Here is a 21,188-nt window from a genome sequence, read left to right as displayed (position 1 = left end):
CACGGCCGGGAGCGCCCGATAGTCGAGCGCAGGGCGTACCGTGCCGCCGACGAGTTTCACCGCGGTCACGAGGGTAGCGACGTCGGCGGCGGACGTGGTGAGCGTGGGCGGGGCCGTTACTCGATGACGATGAGCACGTCGCCCATGTCGACGGAGTCGCCCTCGCCGACGAGGACCTGCGAGACCGTGCCACCGGCCTGGGCGGTGACGTCGTTCTCCATCTTCATCGCCTCGAGGACGCAGACGACGTCACCGCTCTCCACCTCGTCGCCGGCTTCGACCTCGACGGAGAGGATGGTCCCCTGCATCTCCGCGGCGACCTGCTCGCCGTCGGCCGCGACCGCGCCGCCGGTGTCTTCGTCCGTGGCGACGTCGGGGCGGCTGCGGCCGCTGTTTCCACCGCCGGAGGGGAGTTCGATGGCGGGGGCACCGCGCTCTTCGAGCGACACCTGGAACCGCTTGCCGTTGACCTCGACGGTGAACTCCCGTTCGGTGACCTCTTCGTCGTCCGCGTCGTCCGACGACGCGCTCGGTCCCCAGCGCTCGACGGCCGCCTCGATGCGCGAGCGGTCCATCTCCTCGTCGAGATACTTCGTCGTGTGCGTTCCCTTCATGAACGCCTCGTCGGAGAGCATCAGCCGGTGGAACGGGATAATGGTGTGAAAGCCCTCGATCTCGTACTCGCGGAGCGCGCGTTCCGAGCGCGCCAGACACTCCTCACGGTCGCTCGCGTGGACGACGAGCTTCGCGACCATCGAGTCGTAGTCCGTCACGAGGTCGTCGCCCTGCCGGATGGCGTCGTCGAGTCGGACACCGATGCCGCCCGGCGGGTCGTACGTCTCGAAGCTCCCGCCCGGTGCCGGGGCGAACTCGTTGGCGGGGTTCTCGGCGTTGATTCGGTACTCGATGGCGTGACCGTCTATCTCGACGTCCTCCTGTGCGAAGCCGAGTTCCTCGTCGGCGGCGACCCGGAGCTGCCACTTGACGATGTCGATGCCCGTGATCTCCTCGGTGACGGTGTGTTCGACCTGGATTCGCGTGTTCACCTCGAGGAAGTAGAAGTTCGCGTCCGGTCCGAGGAGTTCGCCGTCACCTCGCGGCTCCTCTTCGACGAGGAACTCGAACGTGCCGGCGTTGTAGTAGTCGGCGGCGTCGGCACCGCGGCGGGCGGCCTCACCTATCTTCTCCCGCAGTTCGTCGGTGAGTGCGGGACTGGGGCCCTCCTCGATGACCTTCTGGTGTCGGCGCTGGAGCGAGCAGTCCCGCTCGCCGAGGTGACGGACGTTGCCGTGGCGGTCGGCGAGAATCTGGACCTCGATGTGCCGGGGCTTTTCGAGGTACCGCTCCAGATACACCGACGGGTTGTCGAAGTACGCCTCACCCTCGCGTTTGGCGCTCTGTAGTTTCTCTTCGGCGTCGTCGGGGTCGTGGACGATTTTCATCCCACGCCCGCCGCCACCCCCCTCGGCCTTGATGGCGATGGGGTAGCCGTACTCCTCGCCGAAGTCGTGGACCTCGGCGGGGTCGTCGACGGGGTCGGTCGTCCCGGGGACGATGGGGACGCCGGCCTCGTTCATCACTTTCCTCGCCTGCGTCTTCTCGCCCAGTCGCTCCATCGCGTCGGCCGACGGGCCAACCCACACCATCTCGGTCTCCTCGACCTTCCGCGCGAACGCCGCGTTCTCCGCGAGGAAGCCGTAGCCCGGATGGATGGCGTCCGCGCCCGCCTTCCGTGCGGCCTCGATGACGGCCTCGTGGTCGAGGTACGAGTCGGCCGCGCGGGCGGGGCCGACGTTGTACGCCTCGTCCGCGTACCGGACGTGTCCCGCGTGTTTGTCCGCGTCGCTGTAGACGGCGACCGTCCGGACGCCGAGCTCCTCACAGGCCCGCATCACCCGAACCGCGATTTCTCCGCGGTTCGCCACCAGTACCTTACTGAACATTTGGACCGTACTTCTCGGAAGACCCACGTGTTTCTATCGGTTTTTCACCCCGTGTCAACGACCGTGAACGAACGGTTGACGACGGACGTCGCGGGCCGCGAGTGAACAACTCTCTCACCGAGCCGAGCCGAGCGTGAAGGACAGCACCTGACGCGGATGACGAAACGTATTTGTCCAAAAATAGCCCCGAAAGGCGGTTTCGAGTGAACGATTGTGATATCTGGCCCGATTCCGAAGCGTCTTATGTGAGTGCCACACAAGCACACCCCAATGAGTGTACGAGTCGGAATCCTCGGTGCAACCGGTGCCGTCGGCCAGCGATTCATCCAGCTTCTCGACGACCACCCGACCTTCGAACTGGCGGCGCTGACCGCGAGCGAGGACTCCGCGGGCAAGTCGTACCGTGAGGCAGCGAAGTGGCGCGTCAACACCCCGATTCCCGACGACATCGCGTCGATGACCGTCGGCCGGACCCACCCGGACGACGTCGGCGACGACGTCGACCTGCTCTTCTCCTCGCTCCCCTCTTCGGTGGCCGCCGAGGTCGAACCGCTCTTTCTCGAGGAGGGCTACGTCGTCTCGTCGAACTCCTCGAACGACCGGATGGCCGAAGACGTCCCCCTCACCATCCCCGAAATCAACCCGGGCCACCTGGACCTCATCGAGATTCAGCGCGACGAGCGTGGCTGGGACGGCGCGCTCGTGAAGAACCCCAACTGTTCGACCATCACGATGGTGCCGACGCTGGCCGCGCTCGACGGGTTCGGTCTCGAGCGTGTCAACGTCACGACGCTCCAGGCGGTCTCCGGCGCGGGCTACTCCGGCGTGACCTCGATGGAGATCATCGACAACGCCCTCCCGCACATCGGCGGCGAGGAGTCGAAGATGGAGACCGAGTCACGGAAGCTCCTCGGCTCGTTCGACGGTGCGGCGCTCGAACTCCACGGCATGGACGTCGCCGCCTCCTGTAACCGCATTCCGACGCTCGACGGCCACCTCGAGAACGTCTTCGCCGACCTCGCCGACGACCCGTCCGTCGACGACGTCGCCCGGGCGATGCGGGAGTTCCCCGGCGTCGACCTGCCCAGCGCGCCCGACCAGCTCATCCACGTCTTCGACGACCCCTCGCGCCCCCAGCCGCGTCTCGACCGCGACCGCGAGGACGGCATGGCCGTCTGTGCCGGCGGTATCCAACAGACGACGAACGGCGTGAAGTACAACTGCCTCGCGCACAACACGGTCCGCGGCGCCGCGGGCGCGTCGGTCCTCAACGGCGAACTGCTCGTCGAAGAGGGCTGGGTCTGAGCTGAACGGCGGACACCAGCGACGGCGAATCCTTTTCTCGGTCCCGTCCCGACCCCCACCTGATGGAGTCGGCGGGGGACGCGGCCAGCCTGCACGCGCGATTCGCCTCCTGGCGAGCGACGCGTCCGGCGACGACCACGCTCGTCGGCGTCCTCACGACGACGTTCGTCGTCCAGTCGCTCGTCTGGTGGCTGTTCGGTTTCCCGACGATGGCGTTCTGGTTCGCCGCGAGCGCGGACCCCTCGCCGGGGTGGCTCCTCGCACCTCTCGGGCATCAGTCGGTCGGCCACCTCCTCGGGAATCTGCTCTTCCTCGTCGTGTTCGGCTCACTCGCCGAGGCCGACCTGTCGGCGCCGACCTGGTACTGGCTCTTCGCCAGTAGCGCGCTCGCAGGCACCGCCGCACAGGTGTGGAGCTACCTCTTGATGGGCGTCGAAGGCGGCGCGGTCGGGGCGAGCGCGGGCGTCGTCGCACTGGTCGCGTTCGTCGCCGTCCGGACCATTCGTGACGGACCGGCGGCGCGGTCGGCGGGGGTGTACGCCGTCGGCCTCGCCGGCGGCATCGGCATGGTCTCGCTGCTGTTCACCGACTTCGTACTGACTGCCGGGGCAGGGTCGGCCGAGTACGCACACCTCATCGGAGTGGTGGTCGGCGGCTTCGCCGGGCTCTACGTCCGCGGGTGACGGTCGGCCACCGTCACGCCCGCTCGACCCGGACACGCGCCCCGCCCTCGACCGCCGCCAGCGCAGACGCGTCATCGACCCGTGCCACGACGTTCACCGGCGCGGCAGCCCTGGGTTCGTCTCCCTCAGATGCCGGCGTCGGCCCCCAGGACAGCGTTTCTCCCCGGCCGGCCAGTACGCGACCGTGCCGACGTCGACCACGGTGCGGGCGTTCTCGGCGGCAGTGGCTACGGGGACCGAGACGTACAGCTCGTCCCCCCACCGTGCCGCCTCGCCCGCGACGGGGAGGGCCTCGGCGAGCGGTGCTCGCGTCTCGGGCGCGTCGTCGGTCCGGTCGTCGTCGAGGGTGATTTCCTCCTCCCCGTCCGTGACCGTAATCGAGAGGGCCGCCACCTCAGTCGAGCGCTCGGGCGACGAACTCGATCGGGTGCGGGGGGTTCTCCGCCGCCGCCTCGCGGTCGCCCAGCTGCGACCGACAGGATGCACCCGGCGCGGTCACCTGCTCGCCCTCGCTCGCGTCGACCTGGTCGAAGAGGATGCGCCCGATGGCTTTCGAGAGCGCGAAGTGCTCGGCCTCGTAGCCGAAGGAGCCAGCCATCCCACAGCAGCCCGAGTCGAGCGGGTCGACCCGGTAGCCCACTCTCCGGAGCAGGCCGACCGCGTGGTGGTCCTTGTTCGTCGCTTTCTGGTTGCAGTGACCGTGGTAGGTGAGCGTCTCCATCGACTCGGGTGCGGGCGTCTCTAGTTCCCCGTCCAGGTGGTGGACGTCGAGGTACTCACACACCCCATAGGCGGCGTCCGAGACACGCTCGACCGCCGGACCCGAGAGCAGGTCCCGGTACTCGTCTTGGAACATCACGGCGTCCGAGGGTTCGACGAACACGACCGCGAAGCCCTCGTCGACCCGGCGCTGGAGTCGGTCGACGTTCGCCGCCGCGCGCTCGCGGGCGGTGTCGAGGAAGCCCTTCGAGTACGACGCCCGCCCGGACGGTTCGAGGTCGGTCGGGACCTGCACGTGGACGCCTGCGGCCTCCAGTACCCTGACGGCAGCCTTCCCCGGTTCAGGGTAGGAGTAGTTCGTGTACGTGTCCGGGAAGAGGAGGACGCGGTGCTCCGCGTCGGCCTCCGGAACCCGTGGCCCGCCGCGCGCCTCGAACCAGTCGACGAGCGTCTCGCGGGTGAACGTCGGGAGTTCTCGGTCGCGAGCGATGCCGACGAGCGACTCCATCAGCGTCCGCGCGCCCGGGAGCTTCGTCGCCCAGTTGGAGACGGGCGCGAGCGTGCTTCCCAGCCGCGACCACGCGTCGATGTCCGCGAACAGCTTCTCCCGCCGCGACGACCCCTCGCGCTGGTGGTACTGGTGTTTCACCTCGGTCTTGAGCTTCGCCATGTCGACTCCCGTGGGACAGTCGGATTTACACCCTTTACAGCCCACACAGAGGTCCAGCACCTCCTCCTGGAAGCGGTCGGAGTACAGTTCCTCCTCGGGCAGGTCGCCGCTGATGGCCGCCCGGAGCATGTTCGCTCGGCCCCTGGTGGTCTGAATCTCCTCTTTCGACGCCCGGTAGGTCGGACACATCACGTCCGAGGTGGTCTGTCGGCAGGTGCCACAGCCGTTGCAGAGTTCGACCAGATGCGAGAAGCCGCCCTCGTCGGAGAAATCGAGCGCCGTCTGCGGCTCGATAGTCGAGTACTCCGCGCCGTAGCGGAGATGCTCGCGCATGTCGGTCGGGTCGTCGTCGCGGAAGACGACCTTCCCGGGGTTCATCAGCCAGTCGGGGTCGAACGCCGTCTTCACCTGTTTGAACGACGTCCAGAGCTGTTCCCCGTACATCTTGGGGTTGAACTCCGTCCGCGCGAGGCCGTCGCCGTGTTCGCCCGAGAACGCGCCGTGGTGTTCGAGGACGAGGTCGGTCACGCCGTCGGCGATGGCGTGCATCGTCTCGATGCCCTGGGATTCTTTGAGCGAGAGGATGGGCCTGATGTGGAGCGTTCCGACGCCGGCGTGTGCGAAGTACGCCGCCGACGTCCCGTTCTCTTCGAGCACCCGTTCGAACTGCTGGACGTACTCGGCGAGTTCTTCGGGCGGCACGGAGGCGTCCTCGATGAAGGGGTACGGTTTGGGGTCACCCTCCATCGACATCAAGAGGGGAATCGCCGCCTTCCGGAGCTTCCAGATTCGGCCCTGCGCCTCGGGCGTGTACGCCTCGATGGCCGCAAAGGCGGTGGCCGCCGCGGGTGTCGGTGCCTGCCCGGCGGTCGCCCCGCCGTCGGTCTGGTGGTCTCGTGTGCGCACCTCACCCAACAGGTCGGCTCCCTCGTCGAGGAAGTGGTCGTTCGTCTCGGCGATGGCCCCCTCGAAGTCGCCGTGGAGTTCGGAGTCGAACTCCAGCATGAGCGCCGCCTTCGTCCCCGCCGGAATCTGCTCGACGTACTGTGCGTACTCGGTCGACTCCGCGGCGAGGTCGAACACCTCGTCGTCCATCAACTCCACCGCCGAGGCGCCGTAGTCGAGCGCCTCGGGGACCGCCCGCATCGCGTCGACGAGGTCGTCGAAGCAGTAGAGGACGAGCGCCGTCTCCTCGGGACGGGTGACGAGGCTCACCGTCGCCTCGACGACGACGCCCAGCGTCCCCTCCGCTCCGACGAGGAGTTTCGAGAGGTTGATACAGCGTTCGCCCGCCTCGTTCTCGTAGACGACCTTGTGGAGGTTGTAGCCCGAGACACAGCGCTTCAAGGTGGGGTACCGCGCCTCGATTTCCGCCTCGTTGTCCTCGACGACGCCCCTGACGGTGCGATAGATGTGTGACTCGAGGTCGCCCTGTTCGACGATTTCGTCGTACTCGTCGGAGTCGATGACGACCTCACGGGTGTGGACGAGCGAACCGTCCGCGAGGACGACCTTCAGCTCCTCCGTGTACGCGTCGGTGATGCCGTACCGTACTGAGTGGGCCCCGGTGGAGTTGTTGCCGATGCCGCCGCCGACGGTCGCACGGGCCGCCGACGCGGGGTCGGGGGCGAACTTCAGCCCGTACGGCTCGAGTTCGGCGTCGAAGTGGTCCTGCACGACGCCTGGTTGGACCGTCGCGCGTCGCGCGTCGGGGTCGATATCGAGGACCGAATCGAGGTGTCGGGAGAGGTCGAGGACGACACAGCCCGGGCCGACGGCCTGCCCCGCGAGCGAGGAGCCAGCACCGCGAGGGAGGACGGGTACGCCGTGACTCGTCGCGACGTCGACGGCGCGCTGGACGTCCTCGACGTCGGTCGGGAACACCACCCCGGCGGGGCGTGCTCCGTAGATACTCCCGTCGGTGGCGTACAGCACCTGTGCGTACTCGTCGAACTCGACGCCGCCGTCGATGGCATCGCGCAGGTCGCTCGCGAGCGCGCGATACTCCTCGACGTCCGGACGGTCGTGCCCGAGTGTCGCCGCCGAAGTCTCCGGCGACGGCTCCTGTGTCGGGTCGTCGACAGCCATGGAGAATTCGTTAGGGTAGTTCATGATAAATCTGTGGTAACAGGTTCTCGTCGTGTCACACTCCGGCACTTCAGTTGGCTGACTGACACGCTTATCATCACGCGGTGCGTCGCATCTCCCGCATGAGCACCGTTACCTGGAGTCCACTCGAAGCAGCGTACGACGACGAAGACGAGCAGTGGTACGTCCTGCTGTACCGGGTTCGTGAGACGACAGCCGGCGACCGACACGAGTTCCGGACGGTTCGTGGTGATGCGACGACCGAGTTCGGAATCACCGAGCACAGAGCCGGCGACCGACTCAACGTCACCGGCGGGGCCGAACTGTAACGAGTCCGGCGCCCTCACCGCGGAGAACCGGCGACAACAGCGACAACGAGCGGATTTATGCCACCCTCTCTGCGAGTAGCCCCATGGCACCGTTCATCCACCTGTGTCTGAACGTGACGGACGCCGACGAGAGCCAGGCCTTTTACGAGCAGTTCGGCTTCGAGTACTCGCGCTCGTTCGAACTCGCGGGTGCCGAGAACCGCTACGTCGTCGACGAGAACGGCATCGAACTGCAACTGAAGGACGACCCCAAGGTCGACGAGGTCGACGTCGGCGACGCGTGGGACCACCTCGCGCTCGACGTCGACTCCGTCGACGAGGAACTGGAGCACATCGAACACTACGGCATCGTCAACGGTCCGATGGACGTCGAGCAGGCGGGTGCGCGTGTCGTCTTCTTCGAAGACCCCGACGGACACGTCGTCGAGCTCGTCGAGTCGCTCGACTGAGTCACCCCACGCCGAGGGTTCAAGACCGATGACGCGCCCATCCGCAGGTGTCTTCAGGTTCACCGACCGGGCGCGTCACGCGGGTGTGCGGTACGCCGCGTCCGGGCCGACCGCGTACCGCCTGTCCGCCCCCTCTCCGCGACTCTCTCGGCTGTCGGTCAGAGGATACCGGCCGCCCGTGCGGTGGCGACGATCTCCTGGGCCATCTTGTTCGTCGCCTCGTCGACCATCTGACCGTCGACCTTCACCGCACCCTTCCCCTCGGCCATCGCCTCCTCGTAGGCGGTGACGATGCGTTCGGCGCGTTCTGCGACCGCCGGGTCGGGCGCGAACACCTCGTTGGCGATCTCGATCTGTGAGGGGTGGATGGCCCACTTGCCGTCACAGCCGATCATGTTCGCGTTCGAGGCCGACTCGCGGAAGCCCGCTTCGTCTTCGATGTCGGCGTACGGGCCGTCGATGCAGGGCAGTCCCGCGCTCTTGGCCGCGGCGTTGATGTACGACAGCGCGAAGTGCCAGTAGTGACCGGGGTAGTCGGGGAACTGGCCGATGTCGAGGCCGGGCGTTCCCATCGCCGCCGAGTAGTCGCCGGGGCCGAAGATGACGGAGTCCAGTCGGGGTGAGGCGTGGGCGATCTCGTAGACGTTGTGCATCCCCATGCCGTCCTCGATCTGCGGTTCGAGGCCGATGCCGCCCGCCTCCAGTCCGGCGTTGACCTCGACCTGTTCGAGGAGCGTCTCGACCGTGTGGATGTCGCTCGCGCGCTTCACCTTCGGGACGATGATGTCGTCGAGGTACTCGCCAGCCTCACTCACGACGTGGATGAGGTCTTCGTACCACCAGCGGGTGTCGAGGCCGTTCATCCGAAACGAGACGACCTTGTCGCTCCAGTCCTCCTCCGTCAGAGCCGTGACGAGCGGGTCACGCGCGTCCGCCTTCGCGTTCGGTGCCACGGAGTCTTCGAGGTCCAAGAACACCTCGTCCGCGTCGCTCCCGGCCGCCGAGTGCATCATCTTCGTGTCGCTCGCGGGCGTCGCTAGCTGTGTCCGCCGAAGTGTGACGTCGGTCGTGTCTGTCATTGCCTCTCGTCCGTGGGTGGTGTTCGGCTGACAAAAACATGCACCCTGCGTGAGCTCACCGACCCAGTCACGGGAAGCGACAGGCTTTCGCCGCACACCACGCGATGGGCGTGTATGCGACTGGCGAGGGCACGGACGGACGACGGTGTCGTCTCGGGCGAGTACCGAGACGGAACGCTCACGAGCGACGGAGTCGAGTACGTGGTCGACGAGGATGGCCTCCTCCCGCCGTGTGAGCCGACGGCGCTGTACTGCGTCGGGCGAAACTACGCGGCGACGCTGGAACAGATGGAGTACGAACGGCCCGAGGAACCGGACTTCTTCATCAAACCTCCGGCGTCGCTCTCGGGCCACCACGACCCCATCGCGTATCCGCCCTTCACCGACGAGTTGACCTACGCGGGTGAACTCGCGGCCGTCATCGACGTCGAGTGTCGCGACGTCGCCGTCGACGAGGTCCCCGACGTCGTGCGAGGCTACACCGTGATGAACGACGTCGACGCGCTCGACCAGCAGGGTCGCACGGCGCGGAAGGCGTTCCGGGGGTCGGGGCCGCTCGGTCCGTGGGTCGAGAGCGACGTCGACCCGTCGGCCATCGACATGTACACCGACGTCGCCGGCGAGCGCCGCCAGGAGGCCAACACCGAACTGATGCTGTTCGGCCCACACGAGGTCGTCTCCTTCATCTCTCGGCGGTTCACCCTCCAGCCGGGCGACGTCGTCGCGTTCGGGAGTCCGGCGAATCCGGGGCTCGTCGAACCCGGCGACAGCGTCGAGATCACGTACGAGGGCGTCGGCACGCTCCGGAACAACGTCGTCGGCACTGACGAGTGGTGACCTGAGCGACGGGGAGAGGCGCCTCCGGTGTCGTCAGGGGCGTCCGAGACAGTGATCACAGGTCTTCTCGAGGCTGTCGAGTTCCGCGTCGGAGACGACCCGCTCTCGACGACGCGTCACCCCCACGTGGGCCCAGAGACAGGTGGCGAGGTGCCAGGTCCCCCCGGCCGTCTGCACGACGACGTACCTGTTCCGCATACTCTCTCTACTTCGTGAATGTTCAAAAGGGTACTACCAGACATATGAGGTTCGTGCCGACACCGGTCGGCCGCTCAGACGACCCGGTTGACGAGGTCGTCGTCACCACGGTCGAGTCGTCGGACGTTCTCGGCGACGATGTCCGCGAGTCGCTCGTAGTAATCGGGCGTGTGGCCGGCGTTGTGCGGTGTGATGAGTACGTTGCCGAAGTTCCACAGCGGGTGTGCTTCGGGGAGCGGTTCGGGGTCGGTCACGTCGAGCGCCGCACCGCGGATGTGGTTCCGTCGAAGCGCCCAGACGAGCGCGTCGGTGTCGATGACGGGCCCGCGGGCGACGTTCACGACGACGGCTTCGGCGGGAAGCGTCTCGAAGGCGTCGCGGTCTACGAGGTGGTCGGTGGTGTCGGTGTGCGGGCAGGCGAGGACGAGATAGTCGCTCTCCGCGAAGGCGTCGTGGACGGCGTCGAAGCCGACCACCTCGTCCGTCGGCCCCCCCTTCTCGGGCGTGTACCGAACGCCGACGGTGTCGACGCCGAACCCGGCCAGTCGGTCGACGACAGCCTCGCCGATTGCGCCGAGGCCGACGACGGTGACCGTCGAGTCCTTGAGTTCTGCCGCCTGGAAGGAGCGCCACTCACGCTCGCGCTGTCGCCGCCACGCGACGTCGAAGCCGCGGGTGAACGCGAGCATCGCGCCGACCGCGTGCTCGGCGACATTCGGCCCGTGGACGCCCGCGGCGTTCGTCACCGTGACCCCCGCGTCGGCGAGCGCGTCAGTCGGCAGGTGGTCGGTTCCGGCCCAGGTGCAGGCGAACACGGTCATCCCGGCGTCGAGCCGTTCGGGGTCGACGCGGTGGCCCGTCACGACACGAGCGGCGAACGCCTCGCGCTCCTCGTCGGGGGTCCGTGTGAGGACGACCTCGTGGTCGGGGAGTCGTTCGCGGAGCGCGGCGGCGTACTCGCTGGCGGGCATCCCGTGGACCTTCTGCCGCAGGACCGCGACGTCCGGTGGTGTGTCGCTCATACACGGGGATGCCGTGCGACGACCATGAGTCCGTTCGAAGCGGCCGGGGTCGCCGTCTTCGGTGGTCGCGAGCAACGCCGTCGGCCGCGGCACGGGACGAACAGGTCGGACGGAGATGCAGGCTACTCTCACCACCGGCAAAGAATGGGATTTAATACCGCCAACCCGACCGACATGAGTATGGAACGCGTGGACGTGGTCATCGTCGGCGGGGGTCCGGCCGGTTCGTCGGCGGCACACGCCGCCGCGAAGACCGGCGCGTCGGCACTCGTGTTGGAGAAGGGGGTGCCGCGGGCCGACCGCCCCGACAGACTGGGGCCGGATTCGACAGACGCCGCGGGCATCCTCGACTACTGGGTCGACATCATGGGGATCCATCCCGACGAGTTCCCCGACGGGGTGCTCCTCCACCACCTCGACCGGGCGGAGTTCATCGGGCCGAACGAGTCGGTCACGATGCGTTCGACGGGTATCGAATCGTCGTACGACCACTTCGGCTACTGCTTCAATCGGGCACGCTTCGACGACTTCCTCCGCGACCGTGCCGAGTCGAAAGGTGCCGAGTACCGCGTCGGTGTCTCCGTTCGCGACGTCGAGACCCCCCTCGACGCGAGCGGCGGTGCGGACGACCCGACGCACCTGGTCACGACCGCGGACGGCACGACCGTCGGTGCGGACTTCCTCGTCCTCGCCGACGGCCCCCAGCGGACGGTCACCAACAAGGTGCTGGACCGTCTCGTCGACTTCGACATCACCGACCGCCTCGCGTCGACGAAGGCGAACCACATCGCGTATCAGGAACACCGCGAGTTCCCCGAGGAGGTGTACGAAGAGGTCTCGGGAGCCATCAAGTTCTGGTGGGGGTACATGCCGGGCCACACGGCGTATCCGTGGGTCTTCCCGAACGACGACAACGTCTGCCGCGTGGGGTTGACCATGCCCATCGGCCTCGACATCGACCAGGTGAAAGACCGCGAGAAGTACGAACTGCTCACACCTGAAGACGAGCGGATTCCACAGGGCCGAGAGTACATCCGCAGACTCCTCGAACAGGAGTACGGTGACGAGTACGACATCGAGGAGGACTTCCCCCTCGTGGCGGACAGAGGCAAGACGAAGGGAACCGAGACGTACCCCATCTCGTCCACGCGGCCCATCGACTCGCCCGTCGCGTCGGACATCGCCGTGGTCGGCGGAGCGATGGGGTCGACCTCGGCGTTCCACGAAGGCGGCGACCACGTCGCCGTCCGAACGGGCGCAATCGCGGGGCGACTCGCCGGCGAGGGTGACCTCTCGTCGTACAACCGGGCGTGGAAGGACGCGATCAACGACGAGATTCTCCGCAACGTGGCGATGGCCGACATCGTCCACGAGTACGGACCCGACGACTGGGACTGGGCGTTCAAGACGGCACGGAAACTCCAGACGGATGAGGGAGGGTACCGCTCGCTGAGCGTCTCGAAGATGAGCGCGGGCGTGAGTGCGGCGAGGCTCGTCGGCACGTACAAGAAACGCAAGTTCAAGTTCCGAAACGGTAAGTACGTCCAGATTCGCGAGGACGAGTACCGCTCGGGCTGACGCGACGGGGGCGTAATCGGTTTACGCGTTCGCCCCTTCTCTCCGACACACACCGCAGTCCCCGCCCGAGCACGTCCACGAGGACGCGATGACGCGCGGAGAACCCCGGTGTGGGACAGATGGACCGCCCCTCCAGGTCATCCGACCGAACGCGGGCCGCCTGGCACGAGGGTTTCCCGGTCGACACGGCACGCAGCCCAGGGATGAGACCGGTCGTTAGTGTTCCGGGCGTACATTTCGAGTATGCTGTTAGAAACATTTGTGAATAATATACATCGATTCAGTTGCGATCTACCGATGAGTCCGGTTCTTTGGTAGTAACCGCTCTTCCTACTGGATTCTGATTACCTGCGTTTACTCTGGCGGCGAAGCAACTCCCCGCCCACGTACCCGATACAGCCGAATAAACACCCCCGATGTGCGACGTTCAGATAGCCACCGACCAAACGCTTATTCGACGTGTTGCGCTATCCGTAGCTAGAATGGCCAGTTCGACCAGAGACGGAGCGAATCACACGGACGAGATTCGTCTGTGGCGCGAGGACGACTGGTGGATCGCCAAACACGTCGAAACCGGAGTCACGACGCAAGGCCAGTCCAGAACGGTCGCACTAGAAAACCTCGACGAGGCGGTTGCGCTCCACAACGACGAGATCGGGAGAGAACCGACGGACGAGGAACTTCAAGAGTTGGGCATCGACCCGACCAACAACAGGACTGGTGACCGGGACCCACCGGACGTGCTCGACTAATCGATGGGCAGACGGACGTTCTCCGGCATGGAAGTGGTGAAGGTGCTGGTCAACGTCGGGGCTTCGAGTGGCGACGGACGGCTGGGGACCACGCGCAACTGTACTACGAACACCCGACGAACGAAAGCGACCGACGCCGAGTCACAGTTCCGTTACACGACGAACTTCGGACGGGAACACTACGTGGCATCGCCGACAGTGTCGGGGCCAACGACTTCGACGCGTTCTGTGAGTGGATCGATCGCCACGCCTAATCAGGATGGGTAGGATGACATTCGAGACCCACACCGGCGAACGGACACCGCTCGACGACGTGATGGCTGATATTCGTCGAGAACTGGTGCGACGAGTCGCCAAGACAGACCGAGACGAACACCGCGACATCTACGACGCTCTCGAAAACGAGTAGAGACCGTTGGTTGGCTGTTCCCTACTGATTCTTCAATATTTTACGTCCACCGAGCCTACTAGTAGAAACCCGGCCGGTAGTGTTCCGGGCGACACATCCGTATCACGAGCAGCAGCCACCGTCTCAGTGACGCGGTTCCCTGTCCTCGACCGGATATCGGCCTGTAACCGTTCGAGTCGGGACGTCGTGTCGTCGTCCACCTTCACCGACGGTGCCGTGCTGTCGAGCAGAACGTGCGACTGGGTACACGCTACCGCCGCCATCCGGCTCTGGTCTCGTACTCGTCTGTCCGGTGGCCAGTGTTCCGGACGCACACGCTCTCGTCGCCCAGCGACGCCTCTAGGAGGGCCACGACCTTGACGAAGACACACCGCGTGAAAACGCTCCGAACCGGCGCGGAGGAGTTTCGTCGGGAGTAGTCGATGAATTGACAAGATTTTTCAGCGCCGCCCGTGTCACCAGTTCGCATGGCCGAGCACTTCGGTGTCCTGGCGCTCGCGCCGCCGGTCCTGGCGATCGTGCTGGCGATGACGACGCGTCAGGTGCTGGTGTCGCTGTTCGCCGGTGTCTGGGTGGGTGCACTGCTCGTCGCCGAATGGAACCCCGTCGGAGCGACGGCACTGACGATGGACTGGCTCGTCGAGGTGGTTCGTTCGCCGTTCGACACCAAGTTCATCATTCTCATCCTCTTCATGGGTGCTGGTGCCGCCTTCATCTATCGGTCCGGCGGGATACTGGCCCTCGAACGGGCGATCGGCGACCGGGTCAGCACCGCGCGAGAATCACAGATACTCACCTGGCTCATCGGCGTGTTCATCTTCTTCGATTCGTACACGAGCACCGTCGTGACGGGGAACGCGACGAGAGAGCTCTCCCAGGAGAACCGCTCGTCCAGAGAGATGCACGCCTACGCGCTCGACTCGACGACGTCGCCAGTGACGACGTTCGGGCCGGTGTCGAACTGGATCGGATTTCAGGTGTCGATGATCATCGCCGGGTTCGAGGCGACCCGCGTAACGGCCCAGGAACTCGGCGTGACCGCGTTCGGACTGTTCCTCCAGTCCATCCCGTGGAACATCTACTGTTTCATGGCCTTCTTCATGGTCGGGTTCATCTCCATCACGCAGCGGTTCTTCGGCCCGATGCTCGACGCCGAGTGGCGCGCGCGTTCGACGGGTGCAACGATCAAAGACGACGCGACACCGCTGTCGGATGTCTCCGCCGACGTGGGCGAGCCGAGCGAGAAGAACCCCTCGCTGGTGAACTTCTTCGCGCCGATTCTCGTCTTACTCGTCACCGGCCTCGTCTCGATGTGGTATCTCGGGGGCGGCTACGAGCCCGGCGTCGATATCGCGACAGCGTTCCAGGAGACCGACGTCGCGCTCGGTCTGCTGTACGGCGCGTTCGCGTTCATGCTCACCGGGTTCGTCGGTTCGCTCGCTTACCGCACCATGGACCTCGAAGAGGCCAGCGAGACGATCATCGACGGGTTCAAGACGATGGTCATCGCCCTCGCGATTATCGTCCTCGCGTGGGCCATCGGCCTCGCGGCCGAGAACGTCGGAACCGCCCAGTACATCGTGGACGTGATGGTCGGAAGCGGCGTGCCCGGTGGCTTCCTCCCGCTCATCGTCTTCGTCGCGGCGATGTTCGTCGCGTTCACGACGGGCACGTCCTGGGGAACGATGGCGATATTGACGCCGCTGGCGATTCCGCTGAGCCTGGAACTCGTCGGCCCCTCGGTCCTCCCCGTCGTCGTGGCGATGTTGTTCGGCGGTGCTATCTGGGGCGACCACAGTTCGCCGATTAGCGACACGACAGTCATGTCATCTATCTTCGCCGGCTCGGACCACATCGACCACGTCAGTACGCAGATTCCGTTCGCCGCGACGGCCGCCGGAGTCACTGTCGTCGTACTCGTCCTCTACGGGCTCGGCCTGCGGACCCCGTTCGTCGCCCTCCCGCTCGCGTTCGTGCTGACTGCCGCCGCGGTCCTCGCGCTCAACAAACTCGACGCCCGGCGGAAGGGACTCCCCGAGGTGATGCCCGAGGCCGAAGCGATTCAGTCCGGCGAGGTCGACATCGAACGCGTCGAGAACGGCACCGCCGACGAACGCATCAGTAGTTACTCGCACCTAGCACCGGTGCCCGTCGCGGCCGTCGTCGTCGTCACCGGATACCTGGCGCTCGTGTTCGTGTTCGCGATGCTCGGCGGGTGACCGGTCGTCAGAGACGCGCCGGACGCTACCGCACAGCCGTCCTCCGGGAGGGTCCCGGGCAGTCGATTCCGGGTTGGGTAGCGATGGGTGCGACACGAGCGCTGCTCTCGTCGTGGTAGCGCGGCACAACGCGCGGCGTCACCGCTCCGAGGAGGCCGACGCCGTGCTGGTCGTGACCCCTGTCCCGGCGGGGGTTCACAAATCTCTCGCTGTCCGCCACGCGCGAGAGAGCACACGAAACGGATAAATTCTTTCGTCTACCGCGAACATTCCTTCCGAGAGAGACAATTTTAACAGGGAAAGGCATCAACCCACGGCTATGAGTAAGCCAAATCAAGATTGGTGGCCCGACCTACTGGACCTGAGCGCACTCGACCAGAACGCACAACCGTACCCACTCGGTGAGGACTTCGATTACGCAGCGGAGTTCCAGGACCTCGACCTGGAGGCTGTGAAAGAGGACCTCGAGGACCTGATGGCCGACTCCCAGGAATGGTGGCCAGCCGACTACGGCCACTACGGCCCGCTATTTATCCGGATGGCTTGGCACAGCGCCGGGACCTATCGGACGACCGACGGCCGTGGCGGTGCTTCGGGCGGGACACAGCGGTTCGAGCCAATCGGTAGCTGGCCCGACAACGCCAACCTCGACAAGGCCCGCCGCCTGCTGTGGCCGATCAAACAGAAGTACGGCAAGCAACTCTCGTGGGCTGACCTCATCGTGCTGGCTGGCAACGTCGCCATGGAATCGATGGGATTCGAAACCTTCGGCTTCGCCGGTGGGCGCACGGACGCGTTCCAGCCCGACGGGGGCGCTGACTGGGGTCCTGAACAGGAGATGGAGTCGTGGGACCGCTTCGACGAGGACGACGAACTCGAGGACCACCTCGGTGCGACCGTGATGGGGCTCATCTACGTCAACCCCGAGGGGCCGGAAGGGCAACCGGACCCCGAGTGGTCGGCCGAGCGCATCCGGCAGTCCTTCGACCGCATGGCGATGAACGACAAGGAAACGGCCGCACTCATCGCCGGCGGCCACACGTTCGGGAAGGTCCACGGCGCGGACGACCCAGACGAGTACGTCGGTCCCGAGCCCGCGGACGCGCCCATCGAGAACATGGGCCTCGGCTGGGAGAGCGACTACGGCTCCGGGAAAGGCGACGACACCATCACCAGCGGCATCGAAGGCCCCTGGAACTCCACGCCGACGATGTGGGACATGTCCTACGTCAACACGCTGCTTGACAACGAGTGGGAGGTCGAGAAAGGCCCCGGCGGTGCGTGGCAGTGGACGCCGATACACGATGACGAAGTCGAGGACGCGCCGGCCGCCCACGACCCCGACGACACGCAGACGCCGATGATGTTGACGACGGACATCGCGCTCAAAAAAGACGACGACTACCGAGCGGTTATCGAGGAGTTCCAAGACGACCCGATGGAGTTCCTAGACGCCTTCGCGCGGGCCTGGTACAAGCTCATCCACCGCGACATGGGCCCGCCCGAGCGGTTCCTCGGCCCCGAAGTACCCGAGGAGACGATGATCTGGCAGGACCCGCTGCCGGACCGTGAGTTCGCACCGATCGACGATGCGGACGCCGAACAGCTCAAAGAGGACATCCTCGAGACGGACCTGACGACCCAACAGCTCGTCAAGACCGCGTGGGCATCGGCTTCGACCTACCGTGACAGCGACAAACGCGGCGGCGCAAACGGCGCCCGTATCCGGCTCGAGCCACAGCGCAGCTGGGAAGCTAACGAGCCCGACCAGCTACAGACGGTGCTCTCGACGCTCGAAGATGTCCAGGCAGAATTCAACGAGTCGCGGTCGGACGGCACGGCTGTCTCGCTCGCTGACCTCGTCGTCCTGGGTGGGAACGCGGCAATCGAGCAGGCCGCAGCCGAAGCCGGGCACGACATCGAGGTGCCCTTCGAACCGGGCCGTGTCGACGCCGAGGACGAGTGGACCGACGAGGAGTCCTTCGAGGCGCTGAAACCCGAGGCCGACGGCTTCCGGAACTATCTGGGCGAGGCGTTCGAGAACACCGACCGCAAGCCCGAAGCACAACTGGTCGACAAGGCCGACCTGCTTGACCTGACGCCCACAGAGATGACGGTGCTGGTCGGCGGGCTGCGTCAGCTCGGCGCCACCTACCAGGACACCGACCTGGGCGTGCTCACCGACGAACCTGGCGTGTTGACCACCGACTTCTTCGACAACCTGCTCAGCATGGACTACGAGTGGGCGGAAGCCGACGAGGAACACGTCTACGAGGGCTACAACCGCGAGACGGGCGAGCAGGTCTGGGAGGCGACCCGCTACGACCTCATCTTCGGCTCGAACTCGCGGCTTCGGGCCATCGCTGAAGTTTACGGCGCCGAAGACGGCGAGGAAACGTTCGTGCAGGACTTCGTCGACGCCTGGCACAAAGTCATGACCGCGGACCGTTTCGACCTCGAGTGAGCGCCCGCGGCCCGGTCGGAGCCGGTGGGTGGCGACACCGGGTTGGTGTGTAGTCACGGGCTCTGGTTCGGGCGCGCGGCGTACGGACGCGTCGTGACGGTTCGGAGGTGGACCGCCACGGCGAGTGTCGGTTCGGCTCCTGTGGGCCTCCAATCATGTTTCCCTGCTTATTTATTGGGGGCTCGGAAAACAGGGCACGATGACCCCGCTGGAACTCAGCCTCCGCCTGGTCGCTGGTCTCGCGCTCATCCTCACCAACGGGTTCTTCGTCGCGATCGAGTTCGCACTGACCCGCGCCCGGCAGTTCGGCAAATCGGAGTTCATCGACGGCAACACCGCTCTGGAACGGGCCTGGGAGATGACACAGAACCTGGAGATCTACCTGACGACGTGTCAGGTCGGCATCACCGCGTCCAGTATCGCGGTCGGTATCGTCGCCGAACCCGCCCTGGCTGCCCTGTTCGAGCCGTACTTCGCCAACACCCCCCTGGCGTCGGTCGGGGCCGGAGCACTCGTCGCGTTCGGCATCATCAACCTCCTGCATCTCACCCACGGCGAGCAGACGCCGACGTATCTGGGCGTCGAACGCTCGCGGCAGGTCTGTCGATACGGGGCCGGTCCGCTCTACTGGTTCAACTGGCTCATCTCGCCGCTCATCACACTCGGTGACTGGGTCGCCAAGGGGACGCTCAAACTGATCGGCGTCGAGATGACCGGTGCCTGGCTCGAGACCGAAGAGGAGGTGCTCGAATCACGGGCTCAGCTCCGAAACCGCGTCCACTCGCTCCTCGAGGAGGGCGAACTCCCCGAAGAGCGCCGCGACGAAGTGCTCAGCGCGCTCGACGTGGACGAACGCCCGATTCGCGAACTCATGGTCTCGGTCGACGACGTCGTCGCCCTCTCGACGACGGCGTCTCCGGCGGAGAACTTCGACCGGATTCAGCACACGCCGCACACGCGCTTCCCGCTCGTCGGTGAGGAACTCACCGACTTCCACGGCATCGTGTACGCTCCTTCGATCATCGCGCACTTCGAGGAGCTGAAGTCGGGGGTCCTGTCGTTCGCCGAAATCGCCGCCCCGCCGATGACGCTCGCGGCCGGGACGAACGTCAGCGACGCGTTCGACCAGTTCCAGGCGGAAGACCAGGAACTCGCGCTCGTCATCGAGGACGGGAACATCGTCGGCCTCCTCACGGCGACGGACGCCCTCGAAGCCGTCATGGGCGAACTCGAAGACCCACTCGACCAGCGAGCGGCGGAGTGACCGCGTCCGAGACGGTGCGCGAACGGTCGGGGCTCCGGCGGCGACCCTCAGGCGGTCCCCCCGTCGTACAGGGTCACCGAAACCGCCGCGTAGCCCTCGTAGAACGGCTGGAGGCTTCCGTCGTTGCCACCCGCGGCGATCTGTCCGTCCGGGGTGTCGAACACCAGGCTGTTCTCGATGGGGAACGCGTTCGTCGACTCGCCGACGAGGTTCTGCCGGACGTCGACGACGGGCACGCGTTCGTACGTCGTCGTCTCCTCGCTTCCGACGGCTCGGACGGTGACGTCGGCGAGGAGTGACCGGCCGTCGGCACGGTGGAGCGCGGCGTGTGTCACCGCGGTTCGGACGTGGTCGTACGTCGCCGGGAGCGGGTCGGGCGCGGTGACGTGCTGCACCTTACCCATCGGCCAGAAGTTGCTGATCGCGTTGCCGAAGAAGGCCCCCGCGATGTCCCGCTGTGAGAACGCGAGCGCGTACGCGGAGCCGTGGCGGCCCGAGAGGACGCCGTGTGCGCCCATCACGCCGGTTCGCTCGTCGGCCACCACGGTCACCGGTGGCGTCGCGTCCCACGTCTTGACGACGGTTCCGTACCCGTCCCAGTCGACGGGGGTCGACGCGTTACCGAGGGGCGCGACGAGCTGGAGGTACACCGCGACCCCGCGCTCGCGGGCGTCGGCGAGCGCCTCGCGAAGGTGGGAGAACTCCGTCGCCGGGATGGTCGACACCACCTCGCTCTGCGCGCTGTCGACCGCTCGAGCGATGCGCTTGCGGACCGTCGTCCGGGAGTGGACGATTTCGACGGCCGGTTCGCTCGACTCCGCGCGGCGGTAGAGGCGCTCGATGTCCTCGCTCATCCGGTCGAGTCGCTCGGAGAACATCCCGAGCGCGTCCGCTGGCGGGCGCGCCCGCAACCGGGTCGGACTCGCCGTCTCGTCGACGGTGACGAGGCCGCGCTCGGCCAGTTCGGTCGCGAGTTCGTAGACGTACCCCTGAGAGATTCCGGCGGCCCGGGACACGTCGCCCGTCGTCGCCTCCCCCGACTGGAGCACGGCGAGGTACGCCGCCGCCGCCTTCTCGGAGAGGCCGAAGGACACGAGATGGTCACGGAGCGAATCCGCAGACATGAGAGAATATTGTGTGACTATCTACAAAATATTTTTCCGAGGGTGCGCCGTGGTC

At 66.2% G+C, this 21,188-nt stretch carries 18 protein-coding genes and 1 pseudogene; 12 read left to right on the top strand and 7 right to left on the bottom strand.

From position 1 onward, the window contains the following. Positions 1-116: 116 nt before the first annotated feature. Complete coding sequence (locus tag E6N53_RS10270) at positions 117-1,943, bottom strand: acetyl-CoA carboxylase biotin carboxylase subunit (RefSeq protein WP_142859016.1); 1,827 nt, start codon at positions 1,941-1,943, stop codon at positions 117-119. Positions 1,944-2,213: 270 nt separating this feature from the next. Here E6N53_RS10270 and asd point away from each other — a divergent pair, with 270 nt between their 5' ends. Both asd and E6N53_RS10260 read left to right on the top strand, forming a co-directional pair. After that, a complete protein-coding gene (gene asd / locus E6N53_RS10265) occupies positions 2,214-3,248 on the top strand; it encodes an aspartate-semialdehyde dehydrogenase (protein ID WP_136590255.1) in 1,035 nt (344 codons plus the stop codon). A gap of 62 nt (positions 3,249-3,310) precedes the next feature. Then, entirely contained in the window at positions 3,311-3,931 is a 621-nt protein-coding gene (locus E6N53_RS10260; protein WP_142859013.1) for a rhomboid family intramembrane serine protease, read from the top strand. A 93-nt stretch (positions 3,932-4,024) separates the two neighbouring features. Here the strand turns inward: E6N53_RS10260 and E6N53_RS10255 are convergent, their stop codons facing one another. Next, positions 4,025-4,324 (bottom strand): cyclophilin-like family protein, encoded by a 300-nt coding sequence (locus tag E6N53_RS10255; RefSeq protein ID WP_201741116.1) that lies wholly within the window; start codon positions 4,322-4,324, stop codon positions 4,025-4,027. 1 nt (position 4,325) lies between these two features. Next, positions 4,326-7,409: an FAD-binding and (Fe-S)-binding domain-containing protein gene (locus E6N53_RS10250; RefSeq protein ID WP_142859011.1), complete on the bottom strand. Its 3,084-nt coding sequence runs from the start codon at positions 7,407-7,409 to the stop codon at positions 4,326-4,328. Positions 7,410-7,531: 122 nt separating this feature from the next. Between E6N53_RS10250 and E6N53_RS10245 the strand changes: the two genes are divergently transcribed. Continuing rightward, entirely contained in the window at positions 7,532-7,738 is a 207-nt protein-coding gene (locus E6N53_RS10245; RefSeq protein WP_136590251.1) for a hypothetical protein, read from the top strand. A gap of 83 nt (positions 7,739-7,821) precedes the next feature. Further along, entirely contained in the window at positions 7,822-8,187 is a 366-nt protein-coding gene (locus E6N53_RS10240) for a VOC family protein (protein WP_142859010.1), read from the top strand. 158 nt (positions 8,188-8,345) lie between these two features. Here the strand turns inward: E6N53_RS10240 and E6N53_RS10235 are convergent, their stop codons facing one another. Then, positions 8,346-9,266 (bottom strand): HpcH/HpaI aldolase/citrate lyase family protein, encoded by a 921-nt coding sequence (locus E6N53_RS10235; protein WP_142859008.1) that lies wholly within the window; start codon positions 9,264-9,266, stop codon positions 8,346-8,348. A gap of 114 nt (positions 9,267-9,380) precedes the next feature. On the opposite strand from E6N53_RS10235, the gene E6N53_RS10230 reads away from it, so the two are divergent. After that, entirely contained in the window at positions 9,381-10,103 is a 723-nt protein-coding gene (locus E6N53_RS10230; protein WP_142859006.1) for a fumarylacetoacetate hydrolase family protein, read from the top strand. 33 nt (positions 10,104-10,136) lie between these two features. Here E6N53_RS10230 and E6N53_RS20715 read toward each other — a convergent pair whose 3' ends face one another. Both E6N53_RS20715 and E6N53_RS10225 read right to left on the bottom strand, forming a co-directional pair. After that, entirely contained in the window at positions 10,137-10,301 is a 165-nt protein-coding gene (locus E6N53_RS20715; protein WP_161596542.1) for a hypothetical protein, read from the bottom strand. A gap of 74 nt (positions 10,302-10,375) precedes the next feature. Further along, positions 10,376-11,323, bottom strand: coding sequence for a D-2-hydroxyacid dehydrogenase (locus E6N53_RS10225; protein ID WP_142859004.1), 948 nt, complete (start codon positions 11,321-11,323; stop codon positions 10,376-10,378). A gap of 180 nt (positions 11,324-11,503) precedes the next feature. Here E6N53_RS10225 and E6N53_RS10220 point away from each other — a divergent pair, with 180 nt between their 5' ends. From E6N53_RS10220 to E6N53_RS10195, 7 genes and pseudogenes are all read left to right on the top strand, one after another. Further along, entirely contained in the window at positions 11,504-12,901 is a 1,398-nt protein-coding gene (locus tag E6N53_RS10220) for an NAD(P)/FAD-dependent oxidoreductase (RefSeq protein ID WP_142859001.1), read from the top strand. A gap of 482 nt (positions 12,902-13,383) precedes the next feature. Beyond that, positions 13,384-13,653: a type II toxin-antitoxin system HicB family antitoxin gene (locus tag E6N53_RS10215; RefSeq protein ID WP_142858999.1), complete on the top strand. Its 270-nt coding sequence runs from the start codon at positions 13,384-13,386 to the stop codon at positions 13,651-13,653. A gap of 3 nt (positions 13,654-13,656) precedes the next feature. Then, positions 13,657-13,907: pseudogene (locus E6N53_RS10210) on the top strand (type II toxin-antitoxin system HicA family toxin). Between the two features lie 14 nt (positions 13,908-13,921). Next, positions 13,922-14,062: a hypothetical protein gene (locus E6N53_RS21025; RefSeq protein WP_201741115.1), complete on the top strand. Its 141-nt coding sequence runs from the start codon at positions 13,922-13,924 to the stop codon at positions 14,060-14,062. A gap of 527 nt (positions 14,063-14,589) precedes the next feature. Beyond that, positions 14,590-16,281, top strand: a complete 1,692-nt coding sequence (locus tag E6N53_RS10205) for a Na+/H+ antiporter NhaC family protein (RefSeq protein ID WP_201741141.1) — start codon at positions 14,590-14,592, stop codon at positions 16,279-16,281. A gap of 319 nt (positions 16,282-16,600) precedes the next feature. Further along, on the top strand, positions 16,601-18,745 hold the full coding sequence (gene katG / locus E6N53_RS10200) for a catalase/peroxidase HPI (RefSeq protein ID WP_142858995.1): 2,145 nt from the start codon (positions 16,601-16,603) through the stop codon (positions 18,743-18,745). A 199-nt stretch (positions 18,746-18,944) separates the two neighbouring features. Continuing rightward, entirely contained in the window at positions 18,945-20,009 is a 1,065-nt protein-coding gene (locus E6N53_RS10195; RefSeq protein WP_142858992.1) for a CNNM domain-containing protein, read from the top strand. A 47-nt stretch (positions 20,010-20,056) separates the two neighbouring features. Here E6N53_RS10195 and E6N53_RS10190 read toward each other — a convergent pair whose 3' ends face one another. Next, a complete protein-coding gene (locus tag E6N53_RS10190; RefSeq protein ID WP_142858990.1) occupies positions 20,057-21,133 on the bottom strand; it encodes a TrmB family transcriptional regulator in 1,077 nt (358 codons plus the stop codon). Positions 21,134-21,188 lie beyond the last annotated feature (55 nt).

This window comes from Salinigranum halophilum (assembly GCF_007004735.1).
Lineage (GTDB): Archaea > Halobacteriota > Halobacteria > Halobacteriales > Haloferacaceae > Salinigranum > Salinigranum halophilum.
Note: the sequence above shows the minus strand (reverse complement) of the source record. Positions and strands in the feature narration are given on the sequence as shown.

Bases quoted from the DNA above. Each gene is read 5' to 3' on its own strand.
- E6N53_RS10270 (WP_142859016.1), bottom strand. From the start codon at position 1,943: ATGTTCAGTAAGGTACTGGTGGCGAACCGCGGAGAAATCGCGGTTCGG.
- asd (WP_136590255.1), top strand. From the start codon at position 2,214: ATGAGTGTACGAGTCGGAATCCTCGGTGCAACCGGTGCCGTCGGCCAG.
- E6N53_RS10260 (WP_142859013.1), top strand. From the start codon at position 3,311: ATGGAGTCGGCGGGGGACGCGGCCAGCCTGCACGCGCGATTCGCCTCC.
- E6N53_RS10250 (WP_142859011.1), bottom strand. From the start codon at position 7,409: ATGGCTGTCGACGACCCGACACAGGAGCCGTCGCCGGAGACTTCGGCG.
- E6N53_RS10245 (WP_136590251.1), top strand. From the start codon at position 7,532: ATGAGCACCGTTACCTGGAGTCCACTCGAAGCAGCGTACGACGACGAA.
- E6N53_RS10240 (WP_142859010.1), top strand. From the start codon at position 7,822: ATGGCACCGTTCATCCACCTGTGTCTGAACGTGACGGACGCCGACGAG.
- E6N53_RS10235 (WP_142859008.1), bottom strand. From the start codon at position 9,266: ATGACAGACACGACCGACGTCACACTTCGGCGGACACAGCTAGCGACG.
- E6N53_RS10230 (WP_142859006.1), top strand. From the start codon at position 9,381: ATGCGACTGGCGAGGGCACGGACGGACGACGGTGTCGTCTCGGGCGAG.
- E6N53_RS20715 (WP_161596542.1), bottom strand. From the start codon at position 10,301: ATGCGGAACAGGTACGTCGTCGTGCAGACGGCCGGGGGGACCTGGCAC.
- E6N53_RS10225 (WP_142859004.1), bottom strand. From the start codon at position 11,323: ATGAGCGACACACCACCGGACGTCGCGGTCCTGCGGCAGAAGGTCCAC.
- E6N53_RS10220 (WP_142859001.1), top strand. From the start codon at position 11,504: ATGGAACGCGTGGACGTGGTCATCGTCGGCGGGGGTCCGGCCGGTTCG.
- E6N53_RS10215 (WP_142858999.1), top strand. From the start codon at position 13,384: ATGGCCAGTTCGACCAGAGACGGAGCGAATCACACGGACGAGATTCGT.
- E6N53_RS21025 (WP_201741115.1), top strand. From the start codon at position 13,922: ATGACATTCGAGACCCACACCGGCGAACGGACACCGCTCGACGACGTG.
- E6N53_RS10205 (WP_201741141.1), top strand. From the start codon at position 14,590: ATGACGACGCGTCAGGTGCTGGTGTCGCTGTTCGCCGGTGTCTGGGTG.
- katG (WP_142858995.1), top strand. From the start codon at position 16,601: ATGAGTAAGCCAAATCAAGATTGGTGGCCCGACCTACTGGACCTGAGC.
- E6N53_RS10195 (WP_142858992.1), top strand. From the start codon at position 18,945: ATGACCCCGCTGGAACTCAGCCTCCGCCTGGTCGCTGGTCTCGCGCTC.
- E6N53_RS10190 (WP_142858990.1), bottom strand. From the start codon at position 21,133: ATGTCTGCGGATTCGCTCCGTGACCATCTCGTGTCCTTCGGCCTCTCC.